This is a genomic window from Cedecea sp. Ae19-4 (genome assembly GCF_059801165.1).
In genome coordinates this window covers 272,700-297,371 of the sequence record NZ_JBCHWG010000004.1, presented here as the reverse complement: position 1 = coordinate 297,371, position 24,672 = coordinate 272,700, and the positions used below count along the sequence as shown (strand labels likewise).

The 24,672-nt window shown below is 56.5% G+C and carries 22 protein-coding genes; 11 read left to right on the top strand and 11 right to left on the bottom strand.

All coding sequences use genetic code 11. The annotated features are described in order from the left end of the window. The first annotated feature begins 5 nt into the window (after positions 1 to 5). Together AAIE02_RS22575 and AAIE02_RS22570 are read left to right on the top strand one after the other, a co-directional pair. Complete coding sequence (locus AAIE02_RS22575) at positions 6 to 2,861, top strand: valine--tRNA ligase (protein ID WP_008460789.1); 2,856 nt, start codon at positions 6 to 8, stop codon at positions 2,859 to 2,861. Positions 2,862 to 2,969: 108 nt separating this feature from the next. Next, entirely contained in the window at positions 2,970 to 3,491 is a 522-nt protein-coding gene (locus AAIE02_RS22570; protein WP_434082324.1) for a GNAT family N-acetyltransferase, read from the top strand. A gap of 21 nt (positions 3,492 to 3,512) precedes the next feature. On the opposite strand, the gene AAIE02_RS22565 is transcribed toward AAIE02_RS22570, so the two are convergent. From AAIE02_RS22565 to rraB, 10 genes are all read right to left on the bottom strand, one after another. Further along, the gene (locus tag AAIE02_RS22565; protein ID WP_498533278.1) at positions 3,513 to 3,965 is read right to left on the bottom strand and encodes a DUF1198 domain-containing protein; all 453 of its coding nucleotides are present in this window, start codon (positions 3,963 to 3,965) and stop codon (positions 3,513 to 3,515) included. 155 nt (positions 3,966 to 4,120) lie between these two features. Continuing rightward, complete coding sequence (gene uhpT, locus AAIE02_RS22560; RefSeq protein ID WP_336708972.1) at positions 4,121 to 5,512, bottom strand: hexose-6-phosphate:phosphate antiporter UhpT; 1,392 nt, start codon at positions 5,510 to 5,512, stop codon at positions 4,121 to 4,123. 138 nt (positions 5,513 to 5,650) lie between these two features. After that, entirely contained in the window at positions 5,651 to 6,979 is a 1,329-nt protein-coding gene (locus AAIE02_RS22555) for an MFS transporter (protein WP_039298086.1), read from the bottom strand. Between the two features lie 9 nt (positions 6,980 to 6,988). Further along, complete coding sequence (uhpB, locus tag AAIE02_RS22550) at positions 6,989 to 8,491, bottom strand: signal transduction histidine-protein kinase/phosphatase UhpB (protein ID WP_498533277.1); 1,503 nt, start codon at positions 8,489 to 8,491, stop codon at positions 6,989 to 6,991. Continuing rightward, on the bottom strand, positions 8,491 to 9,081 hold the full coding sequence (gene uhpA / locus AAIE02_RS22545; RefSeq protein WP_008460776.1) for a response regulator transcription factor UhpA: 591 nt from the start codon (positions 9,079 to 9,081) through the stop codon (positions 8,491 to 8,493). Before uhpA ends, uhpB begins: the two co-directional genes overlap by 1 nt. A 94-nt stretch (positions 9,082 to 9,175) precedes the next feature. Next, complete coding sequence (locus AAIE02_RS22540; protein ID WP_166995074.1) at positions 9,176 to 9,991, bottom strand: topoisomerase II; 816 nt, start codon at positions 9,989 to 9,991, stop codon at positions 9,176 to 9,178. Positions 9,992 to 10,002: 11 nt separating this feature from the next. After that, positions 10,003 to 10,767, bottom strand: coding sequence for a tRNA isopentenyl-2-thiomethyl-A-37 hydroxylase MiaE (miaE, locus tag AAIE02_RS22535; protein ID WP_498533276.1), 765 nt, complete (start codon positions 10,765 to 10,767; stop codon positions 10,003 to 10,005). Positions 10,768 to 10,884: 117 nt separating this feature from the next. Further along, a complete protein-coding gene (locus AAIE02_RS22530) occupies positions 10,885 to 11,328 on the bottom strand; it encodes a lysozyme inhibitor LprI family protein (RefSeq protein WP_336818825.1) in 444 nt (147 codons plus the stop codon). Continuing rightward, the gene (locus AAIE02_RS22525; protein WP_498533275.1) at positions 11,319 to 12,086 is read right to left on the bottom strand and encodes a LysM peptidoglycan-binding domain-containing protein; all 768 of its coding nucleotides are present in this window, start codon (positions 12,084 to 12,086) and stop codon (positions 11,319 to 11,321) included. Before AAIE02_RS22525 ends, AAIE02_RS22530 begins: the two co-directional genes overlap by 10 nt. Positions 12,087 to 12,293: 207 nt before the next feature. Further along, a complete protein-coding gene (gene rraB, locus AAIE02_RS22520) occupies positions 12,294 to 12,716 on the bottom strand; it encodes a ribonuclease E inhibitor RraB (protein ID WP_008460771.1) in 423 nt (140 codons plus the stop codon). A 163-nt stretch (positions 12,717 to 12,879) separates the two neighbouring features. On the opposite strand from rraB, the gene argF (AAIE02_RS22515) reads away from it, so the two are divergent. The 9 genes from argF (AAIE02_RS22515) to ridA all read left to right on the top strand — a co-directional run bounded on the left by argF (AAIE02_RS22515) (position 12,880) and on the right by ridA (position 22,191). Next, entirely contained in the window at positions 12,880 to 13,884 is a 1,005-nt protein-coding gene (gene argF, locus AAIE02_RS22515; protein WP_166995068.1) for an ornithine carbamoyltransferase, read from the top strand. A 649-nt stretch (positions 13,885 to 14,533) separates the two neighbouring features. Beyond that, positions 14,534 to 15,754, top strand: a complete 1,221-nt coding sequence (arcA, locus tag AAIE02_RS22510; protein ID WP_008460769.1) for an arginine deiminase — start codon at positions 14,534 to 14,536, stop codon at positions 15,752 to 15,754. Positions 15,755 to 15,767: 13 nt separating this feature from the next. Next, a complete protein-coding gene (locus AAIE02_RS22505) occupies positions 15,768 to 16,682 on the top strand; it encodes a carbamate kinase (RefSeq protein WP_166877851.1) in 915 nt (304 codons plus the stop codon). 186 nt (positions 16,683 to 16,868) lie between these two features. Further along, complete coding sequence (gene argF / locus AAIE02_RS22500; RefSeq protein WP_498533274.1) at positions 16,869 to 17,873, top strand: ornithine carbamoyltransferase; 1,005 nt, start codon at positions 16,869 to 16,871, stop codon at positions 17,871 to 17,873. A gap of 73 nt (positions 17,874 to 17,946) precedes the next feature. After that, entirely contained in the window at positions 17,947 to 19,416 is a 1,470-nt protein-coding gene (gene arcD, locus AAIE02_RS22495; RefSeq protein ID WP_008454716.1) for an arginine-ornithine antiporter, read from the top strand. 158 nt (positions 19,417 to 19,574) lie between these two features. Continuing rightward, complete coding sequence (locus AAIE02_RS22490) at positions 19,575 to 20,054, top strand: arginine repressor (RefSeq protein WP_008454718.1); 480 nt, start codon at positions 19,575 to 19,577, stop codon at positions 20,052 to 20,054. 268 nt (positions 20,055 to 20,322) lie between these two features. Next, positions 20,323 to 21,255, top strand: coding sequence for an aspartate carbamoyltransferase (gene pyrB / locus AAIE02_RS22485; RefSeq protein ID WP_166995050.1), 933 nt, complete (start codon positions 20,323 to 20,325; stop codon positions 21,253 to 21,255). A 16-nt stretch (positions 21,256 to 21,271) separates the two neighbouring features. Then, the gene (gene pyrI / locus AAIE02_RS22480; protein ID WP_008454720.1) at positions 21,272 to 21,733 is read left to right on the top strand and encodes an aspartate carbamoyltransferase regulatory subunit; all 462 of its coding nucleotides are present in this window, start codon (positions 21,272 to 21,274) and stop codon (positions 21,731 to 21,733) included. Between the two features lie 71 nt (positions 21,734 to 21,804). Beyond that, complete coding sequence (ridA, locus tag AAIE02_RS22475) at positions 21,805 to 22,191, top strand: 2-iminobutanoate/2-iminopropanoate deaminase (protein WP_008454721.1); 387 nt, start codon at positions 21,805 to 21,807, stop codon at positions 22,189 to 22,191. Between the two features lie 52 nt (positions 22,192 to 22,243). Here the strand turns inward: ridA and AAIE02_RS22470 are convergent, their stop codons facing one another. Continuing rightward, a complete protein-coding gene (locus AAIE02_RS22470; protein ID WP_498533273.1) occupies positions 22,244 to 24,634 on the bottom strand; it encodes a beta-N-acetylhexosaminidase in 2,391 nt (796 codons plus the stop codon). Positions 24,635 to 24,672: the final 38 nt, after the last annotated feature.

Here is a 24,672-nt window from a genome sequence, read left to right as displayed (position 1 = left end):
AGACAATGGAAAAGACATATAACCCGCAAGATATCGAACAGCCGCTTTACGAGCACTGGGAACAGCAGGGCTACTTCAAACCGAATGGCGACACCAGCCAGGAAAGCTTCTGCATCATGATCCCACCGCCGAACGTCACCGGCAGTTTGCATATGGGTCACGCCTTCCAGCAAACCATCATGGATACCATGATCCGTTACCAGCGCATGCAGGGCAAAAACACCCTGTGGCAGGCGGGCACCGACCACGCCGGTATCGCAACGCAGATGGTTGTAGAACGTAAAATCGCCGCCGAAGAAGGCAAAACCCGCCACGATTACGGCCGCGATGCGTTCATCGACAAAATCTGGCAGTGGAAGGCAGAATCCGGCGGCACCATTACCCGTCAGATGCGTCGTCTCGGTAACTCCGTAGACTGGGAGCGCGAGCGCTTCACCATGGACGAAGGCCTGTCCAACGCGGTGAAAGAAGTGTTCGTCCGTCTCTATAAAGAAGACCTGATTTACCGCGGCAAGCGCCTGGTCAACTGGGACCCGAAACTGCGTACCGCGATTTCCGATCTCGAGGTTGAAAACCGCGAGTCAAAAGGCTCCATGTGGCACCTGCGTTACCCGCTGGCCGACGGTGCCAAAACCGCAGACGGTAAAGATTACCTGATTGTCGCCACCACCCGCCCGGAAACCGTTCTCGGTGATACCGGCGTGGCCGTTAACCCGGAAGATCCGCGTTATAAAGACCTGATTGGTAAATTCGTGGTACTGCCGCTGGTTAACCGCCGCATTCCTATCGTGGGCGACGAGCACGCGGACATGGAAAAAGGCACCGGCTGCGTGAAAATCACCCCGGCGCACGACTTTAACGACTACGAAGTTGGCCGCCGCCATCAGTTGCCAATGATCAACATTCTGACCTTCGACGGGGATATCCGTGAAGCCGCAGAAGTGTTCGATACCAACGGCGAAGAGTCCACCGTTTACGCCTCCGACATCCCGGCTGAATTCCAGAAACTGGAGCGTTTTGCAGCACGTAAAGCCGTGGTCGCGAAGTTCGATGCAATGGGCCTGCTGGATGAAATCAAACCCCACGACCTGACCGTGCCTTACGGCGACCGCGGCGGCGTGGTTATTGAGCCAATGCTGACCGACCAGTGGTATGTGCGTACCGCGCCGCTGGCAAAAGTGGCGGTAGAAGCCGTTGAGCAGGGCGACATCCAGTTCGTGCCTAAGCAGTATGAAAACATGTACTTCTCCTGGATGCGCGATATTCAGGACTGGTGTATCTCCCGTCAGCTGTGGTGGGGTCACCGTATCCCGGCCTGGTACGACGCGGAAGGCAACGTGTACGTTGGCCGCAACGAAGCGGAAGTTCGCGCCGAAAACAACCTGGGTGCAGACGTGGCGTTGAACCAGGACGAAGACGTGCTGGACACCTGGTTCTCCTCTGGCCTGTGGACCTTCTCCACCCTGGGCTGGCCGGAAAACACCGAAGCGCTGCGCACCTTCCACCCGACCAGCGTTATGGTCAGCGGCTTCGACATCATCTTCTTCTGGATTGCCCGCATGATCATGCTGACCATGCACTTCATCAAAGATGAAGACGGCAAGCCGCAGGTGCCGTTTAAGACCGTCTACATGACCGGCCTTATTCGCGATGACGAAGGCCAGAAGATGTCCAAATCCAAAGGCAACGTTATCGACCCGCTGGACATGGTGGACGGCATCTCTCTGGAAGATCTTCTGGAGAAACGTACCGGCAACATGATGCAGCCGCAGCTCGCGGAGAAAATCCGCAAGCGCACCGAGAAACAGTTCCCGAACGGCATCGAGCCGCACGGCACCGACGCCCTGCGCTTCACCCTGGCGGCGCTGGCCTCGACTGGCCGCGACATCAACTGGGACATGAAGCGCCTGGAAGGCTACCGCAACTTCTGTAACAAACTTTGGAACGCCAGCCGCTTCGTGCTGATGAACACCGAAGAGCAGGATTGCGGCTTCAACGGCGGCGAAATGGTGCTGTCTCTGGCCGATCGCTGGATCCTGGCCGAGTTCAACCGCACCGTGAAAGCATACCGTGAAGCGCTGGACAGCTACCGCTTCGACATCGCCGCCAACATCCTGTACGAGTTCACCTGGAACCAGTTCTGTGACTGGTATCTGGAGCTGACCAAGCCGGTCATGAACGGCGGTTCTGAAGCCGAACTGCGCGGCACCCGCAATACGCTGGTGAACGTGCTCGAAGGTCTGCTGCGCCTGGCACACCCGATCATTCCATTCATCACCGAAACCATCTGGCAGCGCGTGAAAGTGCTGAAGGGCATCACCGCAGACACTATTATGCTGCAGTCATTCCCGGCCTACGATGCGTCTCAGGTTGATGAAGCGGCGTTCGCAGACACCGAATGGCTGAAGGACGTGATCACCGCGGTGCGTAACATTCGCGCCGAGATGAACATCGCGCCAGGCAAACGTCTGGACGTGCTGCTGCGCGGCTGCAGCGAGGAAGCAATTCGTCGCGTGAGCGAAAACCGCACCTTCCTGCAGAACCTGGCTCGCCTGGAGAGCATCACCATCCTGCCAGTCGATGACAAAGGTCCGGTTTCCGTGACCAAGATTATCGACGGCGCAGAGCTGCTGATCCCGATGGCCGGTCTGGTAGATAAAGCCGCTGAGATCGAGCGTCTGGTGAAAGAAGTAGCGAAGATCGAAATCGAAATTGGCAAGATCGAAGGCAAACTGTCCAACGAAGGCTTTGTCGCCCGCGCGCCAGCTGACGTTGTCGCCAAAGAGCGTGAGCGTCTCGAAGGCTTTGCCGACGCCAAAGCGAAGCTGATTGAGCAGCAGGCCGTTATCGCCGCGCTGTAATCGGCCCCAGGCATAATTCGCCCCGCACCTCGGTGTGGGGCGTTTTTTATGCAGCTTGCGCCCTCCGTAATGAAGTGCTATTAACTGCTTTTATCCTTCCCTAAGCCTATGAGTCACATGATGAACACCACAGCCCCGGTCGATGTGAAGCTCCAGCTGCGCCGGATTGCTGCCGAAGACAATTCGGCTATCGCCCGGGTTATTCGCCAGGTGTCCGCCGAATACGGCCTGACCGCCGATAAAGGCTACACCGTTGCCGACCCTAATCTTGACGAGCTTTATCAGCTCTACAGCCAGCCAGGCCATGCGTACTGGGTGGTAGAAATCAACGGCGAAGTGGTGGGGGGCGGCGGCGTGGCGCCGTTATCGTGTAGCGAGCCGGACATTTGTGAGCTGCAGAAAATGTATTTCCTGCCGGTGGTTCGCGGCCAGGGATTAGCCAAGAAACTGGCGCTGCAGGCGCTGGATCACGCCCGGGCTCAGGGCTTCAAGCGCTGTTACCTGGAAACCACCGCGTTTCTGAAAGAAGCCGTTGGGCTATACGAACATTTAGGCTTTGAGCATATTCCTGCCCCACTAGGCTGCACCGGCCATGTGGATTGCGAAGTCACCATGCTCAAAACGCTGTAATTCTCTGTGAAACGGCGTGCACTAGTGCAGCCAGTGCACGCCATCTTCAGGCTGGAAGTAGCCGTTATAGCGCATCTGAAAAGCCGTGATCTCCGGCTTCTCCGGCTCCATCTCTCGTAAAAACCCCTGTGCCAGGCGAACCTGAGCGTCAGTAATCGGTGTGGCAAGCCGGGCTTTTTGCAACCTTCGATACCACTGCTGGAGATTTTGATCGCTGCCGTCGACAATCACCATCTGCCAAATCAGCAAAACCTGCGCCGCATTTTGCAAATGGGACTCATCCGGGCGGTGCAAATACTGTAAAAACGCGTCGCCCTGTACTTTCCCCATTTGATCGATCATCGATTCAACCGGCACCACGTCGATCCCCAGCCGCTCACTCAGTCGGCGAATAGCCCGCCGTGAATCCGACGTGAGCACCCGAAAGCCGACAATAAACACCACGCAAAGCGTGGCTAACATAATCCAAATCATGAAGTTAAATACCCGGCAGCTTAACGACAATTTGCTATCAATGAATGCCGGGCAGTATAGCGCAATCACTTTACCCAGTAATGCCTCGCGCTGGCGTTATTCGCGGGCATAAAAAAGCCCGGCGTTAAGCCGGGCTGGAACAGTTCAGAATGCGCTTAAGCGATTTTCAGCTGCTGGATCTTTCTCTCGCGGCGAATTTTGCGCTCTTCAAATACCGCCACGATGGCCATCAGCACAATACAGCCGATTGCGGCGGCATCCAGGGCAGCGAACGTGCCGGCCCAGCCGGTGAGACCGAAGATTGGCGTCCCGTCGGCAATCATCCCCAGGCCCAGCTTGGCGAAGCTGTCGCCGATCAGGTAAGCGAAGGTGCCTTTGATGCCGTCGGCCGCGCCGATAGCTTTCTTAGGCACGAAGCCGACTGCCGCCACGCCGATCAGCAGCTGCGGGCCAAAGACCAGGAAACCAAGGGCAAACAGCGAAGCCAGGTAAACGTACTGATTACTGGCATGCTGGTACACGCCCAGCGTGGCGATGATCAATGCCAGCGCTACGCAGGCCACCAGCGCACGACGACCATTGGCAAGGTCAGACAGCCAGCCCCACATCAGCGTGCCAACCAGCGCGCCCACTTCAAACAGGGTGAAGCCCTGAATCGCCACTTCTTTGGAGAGTTTCAGCTCCTGGAAAGCATACACGGTGGACCACTGGTCGATACCGATACGCACCACGTACAGGAAGATGTTGGAGAAGCACAGCAGCCAGATCACTTTGTTTTTCAGCACGTATTCAACAAAGATCTGCCATTTGGTCATCGAATTGTCTTCGGCTTCTTTGTCTTCTTCGCTGACCTCTTCGCCAAACAGCTCTTCGGCGGTGCCGAGGCCGTAGGACTCAGGGGAATCGCTGCCGTAGCGCAGGGCAATAAAACCGACAATCAGGGCAATAACGGACGGGAAGATAAACATCCCGATAACGTGGCCGTTAAACAGGTAGTTAGCGCCAAACAGGGCCACACCGGCCGCGCCAGCGCCGCCGAGGTTGTGGGAGATGTTCCACATGCCCAGGTAGCTGCCGCGCTTGCGGCGTGGCGTCCACTTGGTGATGGTCGAGTAGCTGCACGACCCGCCGGTGCTCTGGAAGAAACCGCTCAGAGCGTAGAAAGCAATCATCAGGAACAGGCTAACCGAGCCTGCGCCCATGCTGGCGCTGAAGCCGAGCATACAGATGGCGGAAAGGATCAGCATAAACGGCAGGAACTGCTTGGTGTTCTTCCCGTCTGCGTAATAAGAAACCAGGGTTTTGCCCACGCCGTAGGTAATGGAGAAACCGAGGCCAATCATCCCCAACTGTGTCATGCTCAGCCCGTAGGTGGAGATCATGTCGTTCTGGGCAATGTTAAAGTTTTTGCGGATCAGGTACATCGTCAGGTAGCCAATAAACACCACCAGATACGACTGCATGAACGGTTTGAACCACATTTTTCGCCGCACTTCGAGCGGCAGATCCAGGGTGGGCTTACGCACCTGGTTTAGAAAGGCCAGCATGGATGACTCCTGATTTGAATACCTGCTTAATGGCAGGCATTGTAAAAATCAGCGAGCAAACTGGCCTGAGACAGCGTCCAGGCCGAACCGGGAAAATTTCTTAGTTTTGCCCTTTATGGCGCAAAAGGGTGAGGAGTATCACGCTTCGTTAGCCTCGCGCGGGGCCTGGGCGTTTAAGAACGGTAGCAGCAGCAAAGCCGATATCCCGGCGGCAATTGCGATCACGGCAAAGAAGCCGCTCCAGTGCCAGATGTCGATCACCCGCGCCAGCGGCCAGCCGGAAAGCGAGGCGCCAAGATAGGCAAACAGCCCGACAAACCCCGTCGCCGCGCCCGCCGCCTCTTTGTGCGAACATTCTGCCGCCGCCATGCCGATCAACATCTGCGGCCCAAACACGAAGAAGCCGGTGGTAAAGAAACAGGCCGCCTGCATCACGTAGCTGGCAAAGGGCATCAGCCATAGCGAGCCCACGGAAAGCAGAATGCCTGCCGCGAAGATCAGGTTCATCGGGCCACGGTTGCCGTTGAACAGCTTGTCCGAGCCCCAGCCCGCCACCAGTGCGCCGATAAATCCGCCCAGCTCAAACATGGTCACCGCCGAGTTCGCGGTAACCAGCCCGACCCCCAGCGTTTCGGACATATAAAGATTACCCCAGTCGTTGATCGCCGCCCGCACCACATACACCAACACGTAGCACAGCGAGAGCAGCCAGATGTAAGGGTTAACCAGCACATACTTGTAGAGGATTTCTTTGCGCGTCAGCCCCGCGCCTTCCTGCTGCTGGGCGATTTCCAGGGCGTCATGCTGCCAGTCACCCACCGCAGGCAAGCCCACGGTTTGCGGCCTGTCGCGTAGCCGCCAGCAGAGGAATAACCCGGCGATAATCGCCAGGCCACCGGCGATCATCATCCCGACACGCCAGCCGTACTGCAGCGCCGCAGCACCCATGATGATCGGGATTAACGCCCCGCCCACGTTGTGCGCCGTGTTCCAGACGGCCCACCAGCCGCCGCGCTCGCTGCGGGAATACCACGCCGTCAGCAGCCGGGCGCAAACCGGCGATCCCCAGCCCTGGAAAAAGGCGTTCAGCGCCCACAGCAGCGCAAACGCCCAAAGCGAGGTCGAGAAGCCAAACAGAATATTCACAATGCCGGTAGCTATCAGCCCAATGCCCATAAAGTAACGGGCATTGGAAAAGTCACTGACAATCCCGGAGAAGAACTTCGACAGGCCGTAGGTGATGTAAAACAGCGTCGCCAGCAGGCCGATATCGGTGCGCTCCATCACGCCGGTGGCGAGGATTTCTGGCGCGGCGGCGTTAAAGCTTTTGCGGGTAAAGTAAAACAGCGCGTAGCCGAGCCAGATAGTGATCAGGATATGACGACGCCAGTAGCGGTAGCGGGCATCAATCTCACTTTTGTCGCTAAGCGGCGCAGCGCTTGCCGGGACTTTTAAAAAACTGAACATGCTCGCCCCTCAGGCATAACGTAATGGCAGGCTAACGCTGACGCGCGTGCCGTGAGTGCAGGAAATAGCGAACGTCCCGCCCAGCGCCGTCACGCGCTCACGCATGCCGGTAAGCCCAAAGCCCTGCTGCCCGGACCCCGGCGGCAAACCGCTGCCGTCGTCTTCGATCACCAGCATCAGCCGCTCGTCCTGCTGCCAGCCCTGGAGCGTTACCGCGCTGGCGCTGGCGTGCTTCACGATGTTATTGAGCCCTTCCTGACAAACGCGGAACAGGGTCACGCGCTGCCCCTCGCTAAGCAGAGGCTCATCGATTCGCCAGTTGATATGGCCGACGATGCCGCGACTTTCCAGCTCCATTTCGCGCATCAGGGAACGAATCGCCTGCTCGAGCGATAAATCATCCAGCTGGCGCGGGCGTAAGCGCCCCAGCAGACGACGAACGGAGTCATAAACCCCCAGCGAAAGCTGTTCAATATGCGCGCCGCTGCGCTTAACACCCTCACTTTCTGGCGCCAGCCGCTGCACGATCCCGGCCTGGGTACGGATCGCCGTGATGGTTTGCCCAATGTCGTCATGCAGCTCCCGCGCCACTTCCCGCCGCACGCTTTCTTCGGTTTCCAGCAGGCGTTCGGCCAGGCGGCGATTTCGCGCCAGCTCGGTTTGCAAAGACTGGTTCAGTTCACGCAGGCGCTGGATCCCTGCGCCCAGCAATAACCCGGTCAGGCTTTGAGCCAGCAATGAAAGCAGAAGATCCACCGGATGATCGTGCCAGGTCTGGCTGGCAATCAGCGCGATGGCGTTCATCAGGGTGGCAATCAGTGCTCCCTGCCAGCCGTAGTGCCAGGCCAGGGCGATAATCGGCAGCGCCAGGCAGAACGGCGTAAAACGGGAGAGTTCGGCGGGTAACCCCAACTGCAGCCAGAGGCTGACGGCAAACAGCAGTAAATACCAAATCAGATGCCGCCCGCGCCAGTTAACCGGCTGGGAAACCAGCGCCGGGCCGAGAGGCTGCCAGACGGTGCTGGTCAGATAGTGCCAGAGTACCAGGCAGGTTGGCGCCAGCGTTAACCCGCCGGTCAGGGTCAGCAGCAGCGCATTCAGGGCATCGCTGCCCTGGTTCAGCCACGGCAGCGACTGCAGCAAAGCGGCCGCGATAAGCGCCGCGCCCTGGCGCAGCAGAGTCCGCCAGTCACGCTGATGACGATAACGAGAAATGAGCGCCACCGGCAGGACGGTGAGCACTCCGCCCAGCATTAACAGCGGCAGATGCGCCAGCGCCACTTCCTGCGCGAGCCAGAAAAGCATCAGCCACTCCGCGCCCAGCAGAACCGGCCAGTAGCCGCGCGGGCACTGCAGCATCAGCCCTAAACGCAATCCAAAGGGAAATAACAGCACCGCCAGCTCAGGCCGCTCCACCAGATGCAGGCTGATGCTCCACAGGCAAAACCAGCCGGCGGAAAAGATAAAGAAACTGGCGATAACGGCAATCAGCCGCGAGAAGAAAGGTCGCATCACCAACCGTCAAACAGGCGTCGCGCCAGCGCCACATCGTTGCTGACGTCGAGCTTTTCCATCAGGTTGGCGCGGTGCACGTGCACCGTTTTTGGCGAAAGCCCCAGCTCGGTGGCAATCTCTTTCACCGCCATGCCCTGAGCCAGCTTTTCAGCCACCTGCCGCTCGCGCTTCGTCAACGGATCCTGCCGCCCGGCGGCCAGCTTCATGGCAATGTCCGGCGTCAGGTAGCAGCCGCCCGTCGCCACCGTGCGCACGGCGGCAATCAGTTCGTCGGGGCTGCAGCGTTTGGATAAAAAGCCACGCGCGCCAGCGTTTAGCGCCTGCTCCACCAGTGCCGGGCTGTCGTGCACCGACAGCATGACGATCGCCATTCCTTTTGGTAGCTGACTTAACAGCTCCAGCCCGGAGATGTCCGGCATTGAAATATCGCAGATACACACCTGCACGCCCTGCCCCGGCAGCCCGGCCAGCGCTTCGCGCCCGGAGCCGAACTCGGCCACGACCTGGAAATCCGCCTCCAGCCCAAGAAGTTGGGCAAAGCCGGAGCGGACGATAAGGTGGTCGTCGATAAGGGCGATAGCGGTCATGATGCTTTCCAGGAAGGTAAAAAAACGCGCTTACCTTAGCGATAAGCGCGTAGCTGTTCAAGCCTTAAGCGATTTCGATCGCTATCGCTACGGGTTATTCCTGCGCAACCGACAGGCGAATGATCCCGGCCGCGCGGGCTGGAGGCAGCTGCAGAACGTTGCGCCACAGCTCCTGAACCTGGTTACAGACCAGCCCCTCTTTGCCCACCGCTTTATGCGGGTCCGACATAAGCTGAAGGTCGCTCCCGTAGCGCTTAGTCAACTGCTGCACGATGGGCTGAATGTCTTTGCGGGCCCGATCGCGCTCGGCGTCAGTTACGCTGTGTTTGTCTGCACCGTAGGCGGAACGCATCATCGCCGCATCCACCTGCATGCGGCGCATCGTCACATCCTTAGGCAGTATTTTCGTGGAGTTGATGCCGCCCTTCACGTCCGGAAACAGGAAGCGGAAACAGGCGTCGTCACTGGATTTTTGCACCATCGCCGTTTGCTGCATGTTCACCTGCATAAACGCCACGACGTTGTCGTCCGTCGCGCTTTGCAGGCGCTTCGTCTCCACCGCGAGGATCTGCGGCTGGATGGTGTCGATCACTTCCTGCTCGGTTTTCCCCTGCTGGTGCATCTCTACCGCCTGCTGGCGAATGGACATCCACAGTGCGGGTTCCTGCTCTTTCAGCACCTGGTAAACCGGCATCCGGGCCATCGCGTCATCCAGCCCGGCCAGTTCCTGCCCGGCCCGATCGCGAGGAATAAGGTATTTTACGTCAAAGATGTTCCACGCCATGATGGCAACCAGCGCAATGGCCACCGCGCCCGCTTTACCGACCCAGCCTTTCTTGCGGAATACCGCTACCACCGCGGCGATCACAGCCCCGACATAGCCTGCAATAATGACGTGGGTCCAGTTCATGGTACATCCTTCTACTCTGCGGCGGGTACGCCGCTGTGGAAACGAAACTCGTCGTCATGGCTTTGGATAAGCCCGGCCTCAACCTTGCCAAAGAAACGCACGCGTTCACTGATATCGCCCCCGGCAATCTGCTCCGCCAGGGTTAAATAATCCTGATAATGGCGCGCCTCGGAGCGCAGCAGCGACAGGTAAAAACGCTGTAATTCATCATCCAGGTGCGGCGCCAGCGCGGCAAATCGTTCACAGGATCGCGCTTCAATGTAGGCGCCGCAGATAAGTTTATCGACCAGCATCAGCGGTTCATGAGTACGAGTTTCACTCAGTAAACCTTTAGCGTAGCGGCTGGCGGTGATTTTGGCGTACGGGATGTTACGGGCAATCATAATTTCCCGCACCTGCCAAAAATGGTGCAGCTCTTCTTTGATCAGCAGCACCATGCTGTCGATAAGCTGCTGCCCCCAGCCGTTCGCCGTTTTCGGCATGATGCTTTTGCTCAGCCCTTTGTGGAGCGAGAGAAAATTGGGTTCCTCGCCGTCACGGAAGGTAAAGGCTTCATAAGGCTGGAGCCAGGCCAGCAGCGCCTGGGAACTCTCTTTATCGGCAACGTATTTGCGGATCAGCAGCATCGCGGTTTGCGCGGCTTTCAGCTCGCACACCATGTGGTCGGTTAGCAGCAGCGGCAGATTTTCCGGGCGACGTGCCTTTTGAATCCACGCCTCGGGCGTCGGGCACTGCAGGAATTGGGTAATCGGGGAGAGGAGTTGCTGGTAGTCCATGAGGATATCCTGATGTGCAGCGGCTGAATGCCGCTGCACCGCTTACTTTTCGTAAAGGACAGCATAATCACTGCCCACACTTTTGTCAGTAAGCCCGGCAACAAAGAGCGTGCTGCACTATTTCACGGCTAGCCCTGAAACCGCGTGGGTTAGCTGCTCAGCGCGACCATAGTTGAGTTCAGCTATGCAAGACAGCCGCCTGATTTCACGCGCATTGCCTGCCGCACCTCCGCTGAGCGAAGCCGCAAGCTGGCATTGACCGTTGCGGTAATGAATGAACCGTTGATTTGATGTCTCGAGCGCTGCGCTAGCTTTCTCGATATAGCGCTGGTCTTCATCCCATTCGGCGATTCTGGTGGCGGCGGATTTGCTGGCTTTTTCCAAAACTTGCTCACTCTCTTTCGACTGCTTAATCAGACAGTCACGCATCCCCGCTTCCGCATATTCACTACACGCTTCTCGCAGGGCAGTGGCATCCTTAACTGGCTGAGGATCGTCAGCCAGCGCCAGCATCGGCAGACAAGCGGCGATAACCAGGCAAGCTTTCAGTGTCATTTGCATAAAGCGCTCTTCCCTTTTTTAATCAGTGATAATGCGTAATCGAGTTTTCTGGAATAGTTAGGATCGCCGCCGCCGTTATAGCGAAGAGCGATCGTCGTGGTCGAAATGCTCCGCCATCCGGCAATCACTCTGCGAGCGTTTGCCTTCTGGCACTTGAGCGTCTGACCAGCACGGAGAATCTTGACCTGTGGATTAAGCTTTTGCAGCAGTTCCAGAGTGCTTCCCTGCGCTTTCGCTATTTTTGCCAGGCTGTCACCGGGTTTCACGGTGACGTCATAAATTTTGCTGTCAACAGTGAGTATCGTTCGGTGCTCGAATTGCGCCATACGCATCAGCAGGTAGCCGATGCCCGCACGCAGGTTATTTAACGGCGTGGTTCTGATCGTGGCGACGGTTAACTGTTTTTTCCACGCGTCAGGCAGGATGAGCTCACCGCCTTCCTTACCGGACAGGAAGGATGTCATCCCAGGATCGCCCTTAACACCGATTTGCATAGGTCGGAAATGCCAGTCAGAGCTCAGGGCTCCCGTTTCGACCCAGACCATCGCTTTAATCAGATGCCAGTCCAAAGTCCTGTAGCCTGGCGTAGAGGAGAGATGGCGATTGTATCCATCGACTACCCGCTGGATGTCACAATCCCAGGCATTCCACCGCGTATCGCCGGGGGCCTTATTAATACCGTCCTGCCACTTTTCAAAACCTGTTCTGGGCGTTTTTTGTGCCGGGGGCGAGGAGGGAGTAAGACTGGAAGCTGTCATATTACACATCCTGTGCTGACTGATAATTGAAATGGCGAGACTTTAGCCTCATTTGCGCATTTTTAATACAAGATGACGATGCTAAGGCAGAATAGGTGGCCTGAAAATCATTTATTTAAGAAGAAAGGAAAAAAGAGAATTTTGCCCGATCGGGTAAAAATGACACATGCCAGGCGCAGCGGCTGAACGCCGCTGCGCCTCTTAGTTTTAGTGACGAACGCCGTCGTCGTCTTCGTCCTGATATTCGTCGCCGTCTTCTTCACCCTCTTCGCCGTTCGGGTCTTCGAAGTAGGTGCCCCAGCCGTCGTATTCCACACCGAATTTCTCGGCCAGGTTCAGCAGTTGCTCAACCTGGGCACCGATCAGCTCAGCGTTCAGCGCGCATTCGCTCAGAATGTCGCAGCAGATGACGGTATCACCCTCTTCCACTTCCAGCTCTTCCGGGTCAGTCACTTCATAACCCAGCTTGAACGCTTCAACGGCCGCTTTCTCCAGCGTTTCGAAATCATCCGCAGAAAGGTGGTGTTCGATGGTGTACAGCGCGTCCGGGTCGCTCCCGTCGTCCAGCAGTTCTTCAATGATTAAACGTGTTTCTTCGCGCTGTTCTTCCAGCTGTTCTGGATTTGCCATGGCCCTTTCCTCAAATGTGTCGGCAGATACTCTCATTTTCACACACGCCGGGGTTTGCCTCCACCTTTCACCGCAAAGTTTTAACACACGGGGTTGCAATTGAATATTCATACATATAAATTGAATTTTAATTCAATTAAAGCTTGCACCCTGCGAGGAAAAAATGAGTCACTTCTATCAGAAAAACTTTCTTAAGCTGCTCGATTTTACCCCTGCTCAACTGAACGAATTGCTGACCCTGTCCGCCAAGCTGAAAAGTGACAAGAAAAAAGGAACAGAGATTCAGCACCTTACTGGTAAAAACATTGCGCTCATCTTCGAAAAAGATTCGACTCGTACTCGTTGCTCTTTCGAAGTTGCCGCTTACGACCAGGGCGCCCGCGTCACTTATCTCGGCCCAAGCGGCAGTCAGATCGGGCATAAAGAATCAATTAAAGATACCGCTCGCGTGCTGGGGCGCATTTATGACGGCATCCAGTACCGCGGCTACGGCCAGGATATCGTCGAAACCCTTGCCAGCTATGCGGGCGTACCGGTGTGGAACGGCCTGACCAACGAATATCACCCGACCCAGCTGCTGGCGGATTTGCTCACCATGCAGGAACACCTGCCGGGCAAAAACCTGAATGAGATGACGCTGGTGTACGCCGGGGACGCGCGCAACAACATGGGGAACTCCATGCTGGAAGCTGCCGCGCTGACCGGGCTAGATTTGCGCCTGGTGGCGCCTAAAGCCTGCTGGCCGGATGAAAAGCTGGTCGCCGAATGCAAAGCCATGGCCGAAAAGACTGGCGGAAAAATCACGTTAACCGAAGACGTTGCCGCGGGCGTTAAAGGGGCGGATTTCATCTATACCGACGTCTGGGTGTCGATGGGCGAAGCCAAAGAGAAGTGGGCCGAGCGAATCACCCTGCTGCGCCCTTATCAGGTCAACAGCGCCATGCTGGCGTTAACCGGCAACCCGCAGGTCAAATTCCTGCACTGCCTGCCGGCGTTTCACGACGATCAAACCACGCTGGGTAAACAAATGGCGCTGGAGTTCGATCTGCACGGCGGCATGGAAGTCACCGATGAAGTTTTTGAATCCTCCCACAGCGTGGTGTTCGACCAGGCTGAGAACCGGATGCACACCATCAAGGCCGTGATGGTCGCCACGCTGGCAAACTAGTTTCTTCGCTCCCAGGGCTTCTCCTGGCCCCTCGGCGGCTTTCCGCCCGAGGGGTTTTCTTTTCTCCCGCCTGGTTATTACTAAAAATGTTGCGCGTCTGATGCACGCCCAGCATTTTTTATGCACTAAAAGGACATAACCTCATCTCCCTCTCTTTTTATGCCCCACACAACAGTCTGTTTTCATTAAGATAAAAAGAATAAATCCGCTGCGCTCACAGTTTGCATGCACTGCATTAATAGCAAAATAAAAATAACTATTTTTCCGTGAACTTATCTTCACGGCATTAAACAGATTCCATAATGAATAATCATGCAAACAGAAAATAAAAATCAATGATAATCAATACATTGCGACATTCACCCTTAGGAATAAACTTACATATTTTTAACACACCAAAATAATTAAAAACGATTTATCGTATAATTATGCATTCATCAACCTCAGTTAAATCACCGTTCTCTGACAGCCATCAATTAATAACAAAACAAATAAAAACCACCTTGAGCGCGTGATAAATCTCACATTAAATGGTTGTGAAGAAATTAATATACGCCTCGAAGAAAACTTTACAGGTTAATAAAATCGCGACGCAATATTCATTGCGCCAATGGCACGTCTATCTCCGAATTAATGCAAAGGAATAGTCATGGACAAACATTATGTCGGCTCCGAAATAGGTCAACTACGCAGCGTGATGCTGCATCGCCCAAACCTCAGCCTGAAAAGACTTACCCCTTCAAACTGTCAGGAATTGTTATTTGACGATGTGCTTTCCGTTGAGCGCGCCGGTGAAGAGCACGACGTTTTTGCCAATACGCTGCGCGGCCAGGGCGTGGAAGTTCTGCTGCTAACCGACCTGCTGACGCAAACGCTGGACGTCAGCGATGCCAAGGCCTGGCTGCTGAACACCCAGATTTCAGACTATCGGCTCGGGCCGGCATTCGCCTCGGACGTTCGCGGCTGGCTGGCTGATATGCCACATCGCGAACTCGCCCGTCGCCTTTCTGGCGGGCTGACCTATGGGGAAATTCCGACACACATTAAAAATATGGTCGTGGATATTCATGCCACAACAGACTTTATTATGAAGCCGCTCCCCAACCATTTATTCACCCGAGATACTTCCTGCTGGATTTATAACGGCGTCTCTATTAACCCAATGGCAAAAGCCGCTCGCCAGCGCGAAACAAATAACTTAAGGGCCATTTATCGCTGGCATCCGGCATTCACCGACGGGAAATTCATTAAGTATTACGGCGACGAAAATATTAATTACGATCATGCCACGCTGGAAGGCGGTGACGTATTAGTGATTGGCCGGGGTGCGGTATTAATTGGCATGTCCGAACGAACCACCCCTCAGGGCATTGAGTTCCTCGCTGAATCATTATTCAGGCATCAACAGGCAACACGCGTGATTGCCGTCGAGCTACCGAAGCACCGCTCCTGTATGCACCTCGATACCGTCATGACTCATCTCGATCTCGACACCTTCTCCGTTTACCCGGAAGTCGTCCGCAAAGACGTGCAGTGCTGGACGTTAACCCCTGACGGCCACGGCGGCATCAAACGCCAGCAGGAAACCAGCCTGGTGAACGCCATCGAAAAAGCGCTGGGTATCGATCAGGTCAAGCTCATCACCACCGGCGGCGATGCTTTTGAAGCCGAGCGCGAACAGTGGAACGACGCCAACAACGTGCTGACCGTTCGCCCCGGCGTGGTCATCGGCTACGAACGCAATATCTGGACCAACGAGAAATACGACAAAGCCGGGATCACCGTCCTGCCTATTCCAGGCGATGAACTGGGCCGCGGACGTGGCGGCGCGCGTTGCATGAGTTGCCCGCTGGAACGCGACGGGATTTAAGGGAGGAAAGCATATGCAACAGAAACCCACTCTCGTAGTCGCGCTCGGCGGGAATGCCCTGCTGAAGCGTGGTGAACCGCTGGAAGCCGACCTGCAGCGTAAAAATATTGAGCTGGCGGCAAAAACTATCGCCCAGCTCACCCACGCCTGGCGCGTGGTGCTGGTGCACGGCAACGGTCCGCAGGTCGGCCTGCTGGCCCTGCAAAACAGCGCCTACCAAAACGTAAGTCCTTATCCGCTGGACGTTCTCGGCGCTGAGAGCCAGGGAATGATCGGCTACATGCTGCAGCAGGCGCTGAAAAATCATCTGCCTGACCGCGAAGTCAGCGTGCTGCTGACTCAGGTTGAAGTGGATCCGCAGGATCCGGCCTTTAGCAATCCGACCAAGTACATCGGCCCGGTGTACAGCAAGGAGCAGGCGGATGCGCTGGTACGTGACAAAGGCTGGTCGGTAAAAGCCGATGGCCAGTATTTCCGCCGCGTGGTGCCGTCCCCGCTGCCTAAACGCATCGTCGAGAGCGATGCCATTACGGCGCTAATCCAGCGTGACCACCTGGTTATTTGTAACGGCGGCGGCGGCGTGCCGGTGGTGGAGAAAGCCGATGGCTACCACGGGATTGAAGCCGTCATTGATAAGGATCTTTCCGCCGCATTGCTGGCTCGCCAGATAGAGGCCGACGCCCTGCTGATCCTCACTGACGCAGACGCCGTTTATCTCAACTGGGGCACGCCAGCGCAGCGCCCGCTCACCAGCGTGACGCCAGCCGAGCTTGAAAGCATGAGCTTCGATGCAGGCTCGATGGGGCCAAAAGTGTCCGCCTGCAGTCACTTTGTCGCCAGTTGCCACGGTATCGCCGGGATAGGTGCGCTGGAGGATGGCCCGGCAATTCTGGCCGGGGAGAAAGGCACGTTAATTCGGGAGCCGTGAAAGCCCCCTCACCCTAACCCTCTCCCCAGGGGGAGAGGGGATAAAACCGAGCCGCCTGCACTTCCTCCTCCCCTTGGGGAGAGGGGACAGGAAACGAAACAGAATCACCAGCATTTCCCCCCTCTCCCTTCCAGGGAGAGGGCCGGGGTGAGGGTAAAAAAACTTCTCATTCAAAGGATAACGAAAATGACTATCAACCTAAAAAACCGTAATTTCCTGAAACTCCTCGACTTCAAACCGGCAGAAATTCAGTACCTCATCGACCTGGCTCGTGAACTGAAGGCCGCCAAACAGGCCGGAACAGAGAAAAAAACGCTATGCGGTAAAAACATCGCGCTGATTTTCGAGAAAACCTCCACCCGTACCCGCTGCGCCTTTGAGGTTGGCGCGTTTGATCAGGGCGCGCTGGTGACCTATCTGGGGCCAAGCGGCTCGCAAATCGGCCATAAAGAATCCATGAAAGATACCGCTCGCGTGCTGGGGCGGATGTACGACGGGATTGAATACCGCGGTTATGGCCAGGACATTGTCGAAGAGCTGGGGGAATACGCTGGCGTGCCGGTGTGGAACGGGCTAACCAATGAATTTCACCCGACCCAGATCCTCGCCGACCTGATGACCATGCTGGAGCACGCTCCGGGTAAAAAACTGCAGGATCTCTCCTTCGCTTATCTCGGCGATGCCCGTAACAACATGGGCAATTCCCTGATGGTGGGCGCAGCCAAAATGGGCATGGATATTCGTCTTGTCGCGCCGAAAGCCTTCTGGCCTGAAGCGGCGCTGGTCGAGCAATGCCGCGCCATCGCCAAAGAAACCGGCGGCCGCATCATGCTGACGGACAGCGTGGAAGAAGGCGTTGCGGGCGTGGATTTCCTCTACACGGACGTTTGGGTTTCGATGGGCGAGCCTAAAGAAGCCTGGGCTGAACGCGTAAGTATCATGACGCCCTACCAGATTAACCAGAGCGTTCTTAATGCGACCTGCAACCCGAACGTCAAGTTCATGCATTGCCTGCCTGCCTTCCATAACGAACACACCAAAGTCGGCAAAGAGATCGAAGAAACCTACGGCCTGAAGGGGCTGGAAGTGACCGAGGAAGTCTTTGAGTCAGCACACTCCATTGTCTTCGACGAAGCCGAAAACCGCATGCATACCATTAAAGCCGTGATGGTCGCCACGCTCGGCGCGTAACGCTGTCGGGCAGTGGGACCCCCTCGCTGCCCGTATTGCCCTTGTGCTGCTTCGCGCAGCGGGAGAAAAGGAAATGGCCGATGTTACTCATGAAGGTGCCGCAGACACCTCCACAAGCAGTGAAAGAAAACTCGGACTCAGCGCGCTGGTGGCGCTGGTTATAGGCTCCATGATTGGCGGGGGCGTTTTCAGCCTGCCGCAAAACTTTGCTTCGGTAGCGTCCCCCGGCGCATTGCTGATCGGCTGGGCCATTACCGGCGTCGGCATGCTTTGCCTGGCGTTTATTTATCAGAATCTCAGCGCTCGCTGCCCGGATCTTGACGGCGGCGTTTACAGCTATGCCCGGGCCGGGTTTGGCGACTTTATTGGCTTTCAGTCCGCCTGGGGCTACTGGTTCTCCGCCTGGCTCGGGAACGTCTCTTACGCGGTGCTGCTGTTCAGCGCCATGAGCTTTTTCATTCCGGTGTTTGGCGACGGGAATAACCTGCCGTCGATTATCGGCGCCTCCATCGTGCTTTGGTTAGTTCATGCCCTGGTACTTCGCGGGGTGCGAGAAGCCGCCTACATCAACACCATCCTCACCGTGGTCAAGGTCATCATTCTGCTGGTCTTTATTGTCGCGGTGCTGATTGCCTTTCGGATTGGCGTGTTCACGGCGGATTTCTGGGGCCGCATGATGCTGGTCGAAGGATCTCGCCCGGAAATTTTCGACCAGGTTAAAAACACCATGCTGGTAACTACCTGGGTGTTTATCGGCATTGAAGGGGCAACCGTTGTTTCTGCCCGGGCCGCAAAACGTGAAGATATCGGTAAGGCAACGGTCATTGGTCTGCTGGGCGCGCTGGCGATTTACGTGCTGGTCAGCGTGCTGTCGATGGGGATCCTCGATCAGGCGAGCCTGGCCGGGCTGAAGAATCCGTCGATGGCCGGCGTGCTGGAAAGCGTGGTCGGGGCATGGGGAGCGAAGTTCGTTGCCGGAGGCGTGATTCTGTCCGTAGCCGGCGCGCTGCTGGCTTGGACGCTGTTTGCCGCAGAATTACCGCGTGTCGCGGCAATTGACGGCATTTTCCCTAAAATTTTCGCCAAAGAGAACGCCCGTCATTCACCTTCGTTTTCACTGTGGATCACCAATGGCTTAATTCAGCTCTTCCTGATCCTTACCCTGTTCTACGCCGCCGGCTACCAGGCGCTATTCTCCATTGCCACGGCGGCCATTTTACCTCCGTACCTGTTCAGCGCAGCCTACGGGCTGAAGCTGGCCTGGACCGGGGAGCGCTATGGACAGGGGGAATCACGAACCGGCGGCATCGTGCTTGGCCTGATTGCCACGGCTTACGGCTTCTGGCTTTGCTACGCCGCAGGCGATTCGATGTTGCTGAGCTCGCTGTTATTCACGCCGGGCATTCTGGTGTTCCTGTGGCAGAAAAAAACCCAGGGTCAGCCGCTGCTGAAAAGCTATGAACTGGCGATCGCCGTGGCCATTCTGGCTCTGGCCGCATGGACATTAAAACTGGTCATAAGTGGAAATTTACAGATAGCCTGACGCCATTAACGCCACGATTGTGGCGTTAAACGCTTCACCTCCATCCATTGGCAACATTTTAAAAAGATAAAATTAATAAAAATCATTTCTATCAATAAATTACGTTCATCCACCGTGCAATGAAAACGCACCGGCCATCACAGGAGTGTATAGAGATCATGAGGACATCCCGCCTCTCGTTCGAGAAAGAGCAGCGCCAGCTTGAACTGTGCCAACAGCTCATCAGCCACAAGAGTTATCACTCCCAGGAGCAACTGCGCCATGACCTGAAACAGCACGGCTTCGAAGCCATCAGTCAGTCCACCGTCTCCCGCCTGCTCAAGCTGCTGGGCGTTATCAAATTGCGCAATGCCAAAGGGCAAAAAATCTATGCTCTTAGCCCGCAGACTTTGCCCCAGCCCAACGCGGCGCGTTCGGTGGCCGAAATGGTGTTAAGCGTTGAGCACAACAGCGAATTTGTCATGGTGCATACGGTGTCAGGTTACGGCAAAGCGATAGCAAAAATTCTCGATCATCACGCCATCGCAGAGATTTTGGGCGTGGTCGCCGGCAGCAGCGTGGTCTGGATTGCGCCGCGTGAAGTGCAAAAAACGCCGCTGGTGCATCGCCGCATCATGCGTATGCTGGGACAGGCCTGAATGCACCGCAACCGATTGCAGCGCCCCTGAAAAAGTGTGATTTTAGCGCTTGCAGAGAACACTCACGCGCGTATAATGCGCCACAATTTGCCGGGAGGAAGCATGGTTTACTGTGTTCAAAAAAATGTCGCAGCTCGACGTCTGAAAGCAGACGCGGCAGGGCGTTTTTCTTCCCGTTGCACCGTCGAATGTCTAAATTCCCAAATTGCTAAGGCCCCTCGTTGAGGGGCCTTTTTTTTGCCCGTCGGCCCGAGAACAGGAGAGAAGCATGACTAACCCGCTCTATAAAAAACACATCATTTCCATCAATGATCTCAGTCGTGAAGAACTTGAACTGGTGCTGGCAACCGCGGCAAAGCTAAAAGCTAATCCACAGCCGGAGTTGCTGAAGCACAAAGTTATCGCCAGTTGCTTCTTTGAAGCGTCGACCCGAACCCGCCTCTCGTTTGAAACCTCCATTCACCGTCTGGGCGCGTCCGTGGTGGGTTTCTCCGACAGCAGCAACACTTCGCTGGGCAAGAAAGGTGAGACGCTGGCGGATACCATCTCCGTCATCAGTACCTACGTGGACGCCATTGTGATGCGCCACCCGCAGGAAGGCGCGGCTCGCCTGGCCACCGAGTTTTCCGGTGAGATCCCGGTGCTGAACGCCGGTGACGGCGCGAACCAGCACCCGACCCAAACCCTGCTGGATTTATTCACCATTCAGGAAACTCAGGGCCGCCTGGAGAACCTGAATATCGCCATGGTCGGCGACCTGAAATATGGCCGCACCGTGCATTCGCTGGCCCAGGCGCTGGCGAAGTTCAACGGCAACCGCTTCTATTTCATCGCGCCAACTGCCCTGGCGATGCCGCAGTACATTCTCGACATGCTGGATGAAAAAGGCATTGCCTGGAGCCGCCACGAGTCTATCGACGAAGTGGTGGGCGAGCTGGACATTCTGTATATGACCCGCGTGCAGAAAGAGCGTCTGGATCCGTCTGAGTACGCCAACGTTAAGGCGCAGTTTATCCTGCGCGCCGCCGACCTGGCCGGCGCACGCGGCAACATGAAGGTGCTGCACCCGCTGCCGCGCGTGGATGAGATCACCACCGACGTAGACAGCACGCCGCATGCCTGGTACTTCCAGCAGGCCGGGAACGGTATTTTTGCTCGCCAGGCGCTGCTGGCGCTGGTGTTGAATCGCGAACTGGTTTAAGTGAGAGGACAAGAAGATGACGCACGATAATAAATTACAGGTTGAAGCCATCAAGCGCGGCACCGTTATCGACCACATTCCGGCTCAGGTTGGCTTTAAGCTGCTGACCCTGTTCCAACTGACCGAAACCGACCAGCGTATTACCATCGGCCTGAATTTGCCGTCCCGTGAGCTGGGCCGCAAAGATCTGATCAAAATTGAAAATACTTTCCTGACCGACGAGCAGGTGAATCAGCTGGCGCTGTACGCTCCGCACGCCACGGTGAACCGCATCGACGAATACGAAGTGGTGGGCAAAAGCACCCCAAGCCTGCCGGATCGCATCGAGAAAGTGCTGCTGTGCCCGAACACCAACTGCATCAGCCACAACGAGCCGGTGGCTTCTTCGTTCGCCGTGAAGCAGCGCGCCGACGATATCAGCCTGAAGTGCAAGTATTGCGAGAAAGAGTTCGCTCGCCACGTGGTTCTGGTAGATTAACGACCACTAATGACAAGCAATTTCCCGTCCCTATAATGGGCGGAGTTTATATCCAATACTAAGGAGAAAGTATGTCACGTACGCTTAGCACGGAAAATGCACCGGCCGCTATCGGTCCTTATGTTCAGGGTGTCGATCTCGGGAGCATGATCATCACTTCCGGGCAGATCCCGGTTAACCCAAAAACCGGCGAAGTGCCGGAAGATGTAGCCGCTCAGGCTCGTCAGTCCCTGGAAAACGTGAAGGCTATCGTTGAGTCCGCGGGCCTGAAAGTGGGCGACATCGTGAAAACCACGGTGTTTGTGAAAGATCTGAATGATTTCGCGACCGTGAACGCCACCTACGAAGCTTTCTTCAATGAACATAATGCGACCTTCCCGGCTCGCTCCTGCGTTGAAGTGGCTCGTCTGCCGAAAGACGTAAAAATCGAAATCGAAGCTATCGCCGTTCGTCGCTAGTTCGCCGCCGCGCTTTGCTTCTGGCCCCGCTTTCACGGGGCCATTTCTTTGCTTACTTCACGGCAGCCCGCAACAGTTTTTCCAGCGGATACACCGCCGCAATCACCACTTCATCACGAGTCTGCGCCGCAGCATCCAGCTGAGCCTGAATGGCTTTCAGCTCGTCATCGCTGAGCGAACCTTGCTTCGCCACCAAATCCGTCAGCCTTAAGCCCAGCCCGGCGAGCTTGTCCACGTCTTCAGCAACCGGCTTGAGCGGTTTTAGCACGTAGTTGCCGTCGATCAGCGCCAATACGTCCGGGGTGTTGTTCTGCCAGCGAGTGAAGATATGGCGCAACGCTTCCGCACTGTTCCCGTCTTCCCTGTCGGCAATCAGTTTGTCCACCCAACCGTTAATCGCCCTGACCTGCCCACTTTCTGCCCCAAGCGCATCGGCAAAGCGGTTCAGCGGCTCAAAGTGGTTGTAATTCCCGGCCTGGAATTTCAGATGCTGGCGCGTGTAGTACTGCGCCGGCTCAATGGCCTGGGCGAGGATTTGCAGAGGCATGATCTCCGGTGTACCGGCGAGGCGAGTGAGCTGCGTAACGGACTCGGTATGCTGACGCAGGCCAACGGAGACCGTGGACCAGGCATCAATGGCCTGCATACGCTGGTACATATTGTCCACGTCTGTGACGTCTTTAGCCGACCACAGCCGCTCGGCTACGGCAAAAGTCCGCGGCCAGAGCTTGATATCCAGCAGCGGGGAGATCACGTTTTCCGCCCACAGCGCCGCTTCGCCGCCGAGGATATTGCTCATCTGCGCTTCGGTTGGGACCACAGGCTGTTTGCCATCCGGGATGCCCTCGAGCTTCTGCCCGATCGCCGGATAGCGCACGTTGCCCACCAGGAAGTAGCCGTTAAGCTTGTCGTTTTCCAGCGTGACTACCGGGCGCGTTTCCCCCATCCAGGTGTCTACCGTAAAGGTTACCTGAGTTGGGTTCAGCCATTTTACGTCATGAACTGCACGGCGGGATTTGCCCTTGAAGTCGATAAATCCGCGCCAGCCGCCGTCACTTTTCACCAGCGTAAAACTGCCTTCTACCGCACTGCCTTTCAGGCGAGGCATGCTGAAGAACCAGCTCTGTGCGCTGTCGGCCTCGCGGATGTGATCCACCCCGTTTAGCCCAACCGGCAGGACTTCATTGCGGTAATGGTAGGCGGTGGACTGCGGCTGATCGAGGTAAAAGCCCGTGGACAGAATGCCTTTGTAGCCGTTGGCCGCAATCGCCCCCAGCGAATCCTGCCCCTGCCAGGACTGGATCAAAATGTTCTTCGGCAGATCCGGGTGATAAATCTCATCCCAGCCCATCATCTGGCGCTTATGTTTCTCGAGGATCTTCTCCAGCCGCTGGTTGAAGTACGTTTGCAGCGCGTGAGAGTCCGCCAGGTTGTGCTGCCTCATAAATTGCTGGATGGCGGCGTTTTCTTTCCACTGGGTGTCATCCACCTCATCCCCGCCGATATGCAGGTAACTGTCCGGGAAAATGGCTGTAACTTCGCCAATCAGCGTATCAACAAATTTGTAGGCCGCTTCGTTTGCCGGGTTTAGCAGCGGCTTCAGGACGCCCCAGTTGCGCTCCATTTGGTAAGGCCCCGGCGCGCTCATCAGCTCCGGGTAAGCGACAGCCAGCGCGGAACCGTGGCCCGGCAGGTCGATTTCCGGCACCACGCGAATGCCCAGCGAGGTGGCATAGCGTACCACCTGTTTCATTTGCGCCTGAGTGTAGAACTGCCCGTCGCTCGCCAGCTGCTGCAGCTTTGGATAATGCGTCGACGCAAAGCGCCAGCCCTGATCGTCCGTCAGGTGCCAGTGGAAGACGTTCAGCTTGGCGGCGGCCATCCCGTCCAGCTGACGGAGAATGTCGTTCACCGGCATAAAGTGGCGAGCCGAATCAAGCAGCAGCCCGCGCCACGGGAAACGCGGGACATCTTTGATTTCGACATAAGGAATCGACGTGTTTTGCGGGCCATTTTGAATCAGCTGCAGCAAGGTCTCCATGCCGCGCATTGCCCCAAATCGCGTGTTAGCGGTGAGCTTCACGCCGTCCGCCGTCACGCTTAAGGCATAACTTTCGTCGCTGTCAGCTTTAGGCAGTGGATCAACGACTTGTTTAATTTGAATAGCAATCGTAGGTTTGGCCGGCTGTGTAGCCGCAGGCTGAAGCTGCCAGCCGGTTTGCAGGCTGATACGCTGCCGCCAGCGGTCAATAGCCCCCTCGAGCTTGTCGCCACTAATGGCAATAGACACGGCGTTAGTCAGCGCCAGGCTGCCCTGCGTGGCCGGGAGTTCGACCTGCTGCGGCCAGGGCATTAGCGGGAGATCCCCTGCGGGAGCGGCCTGCGCCTGGCAGGCAACGGCGATACCTGCGGCCAGCAGGCTGAAACGAAGCGATTTGAACATGGATAATCCTTTCACGTGACGGGCCAGAAAACAGCAAA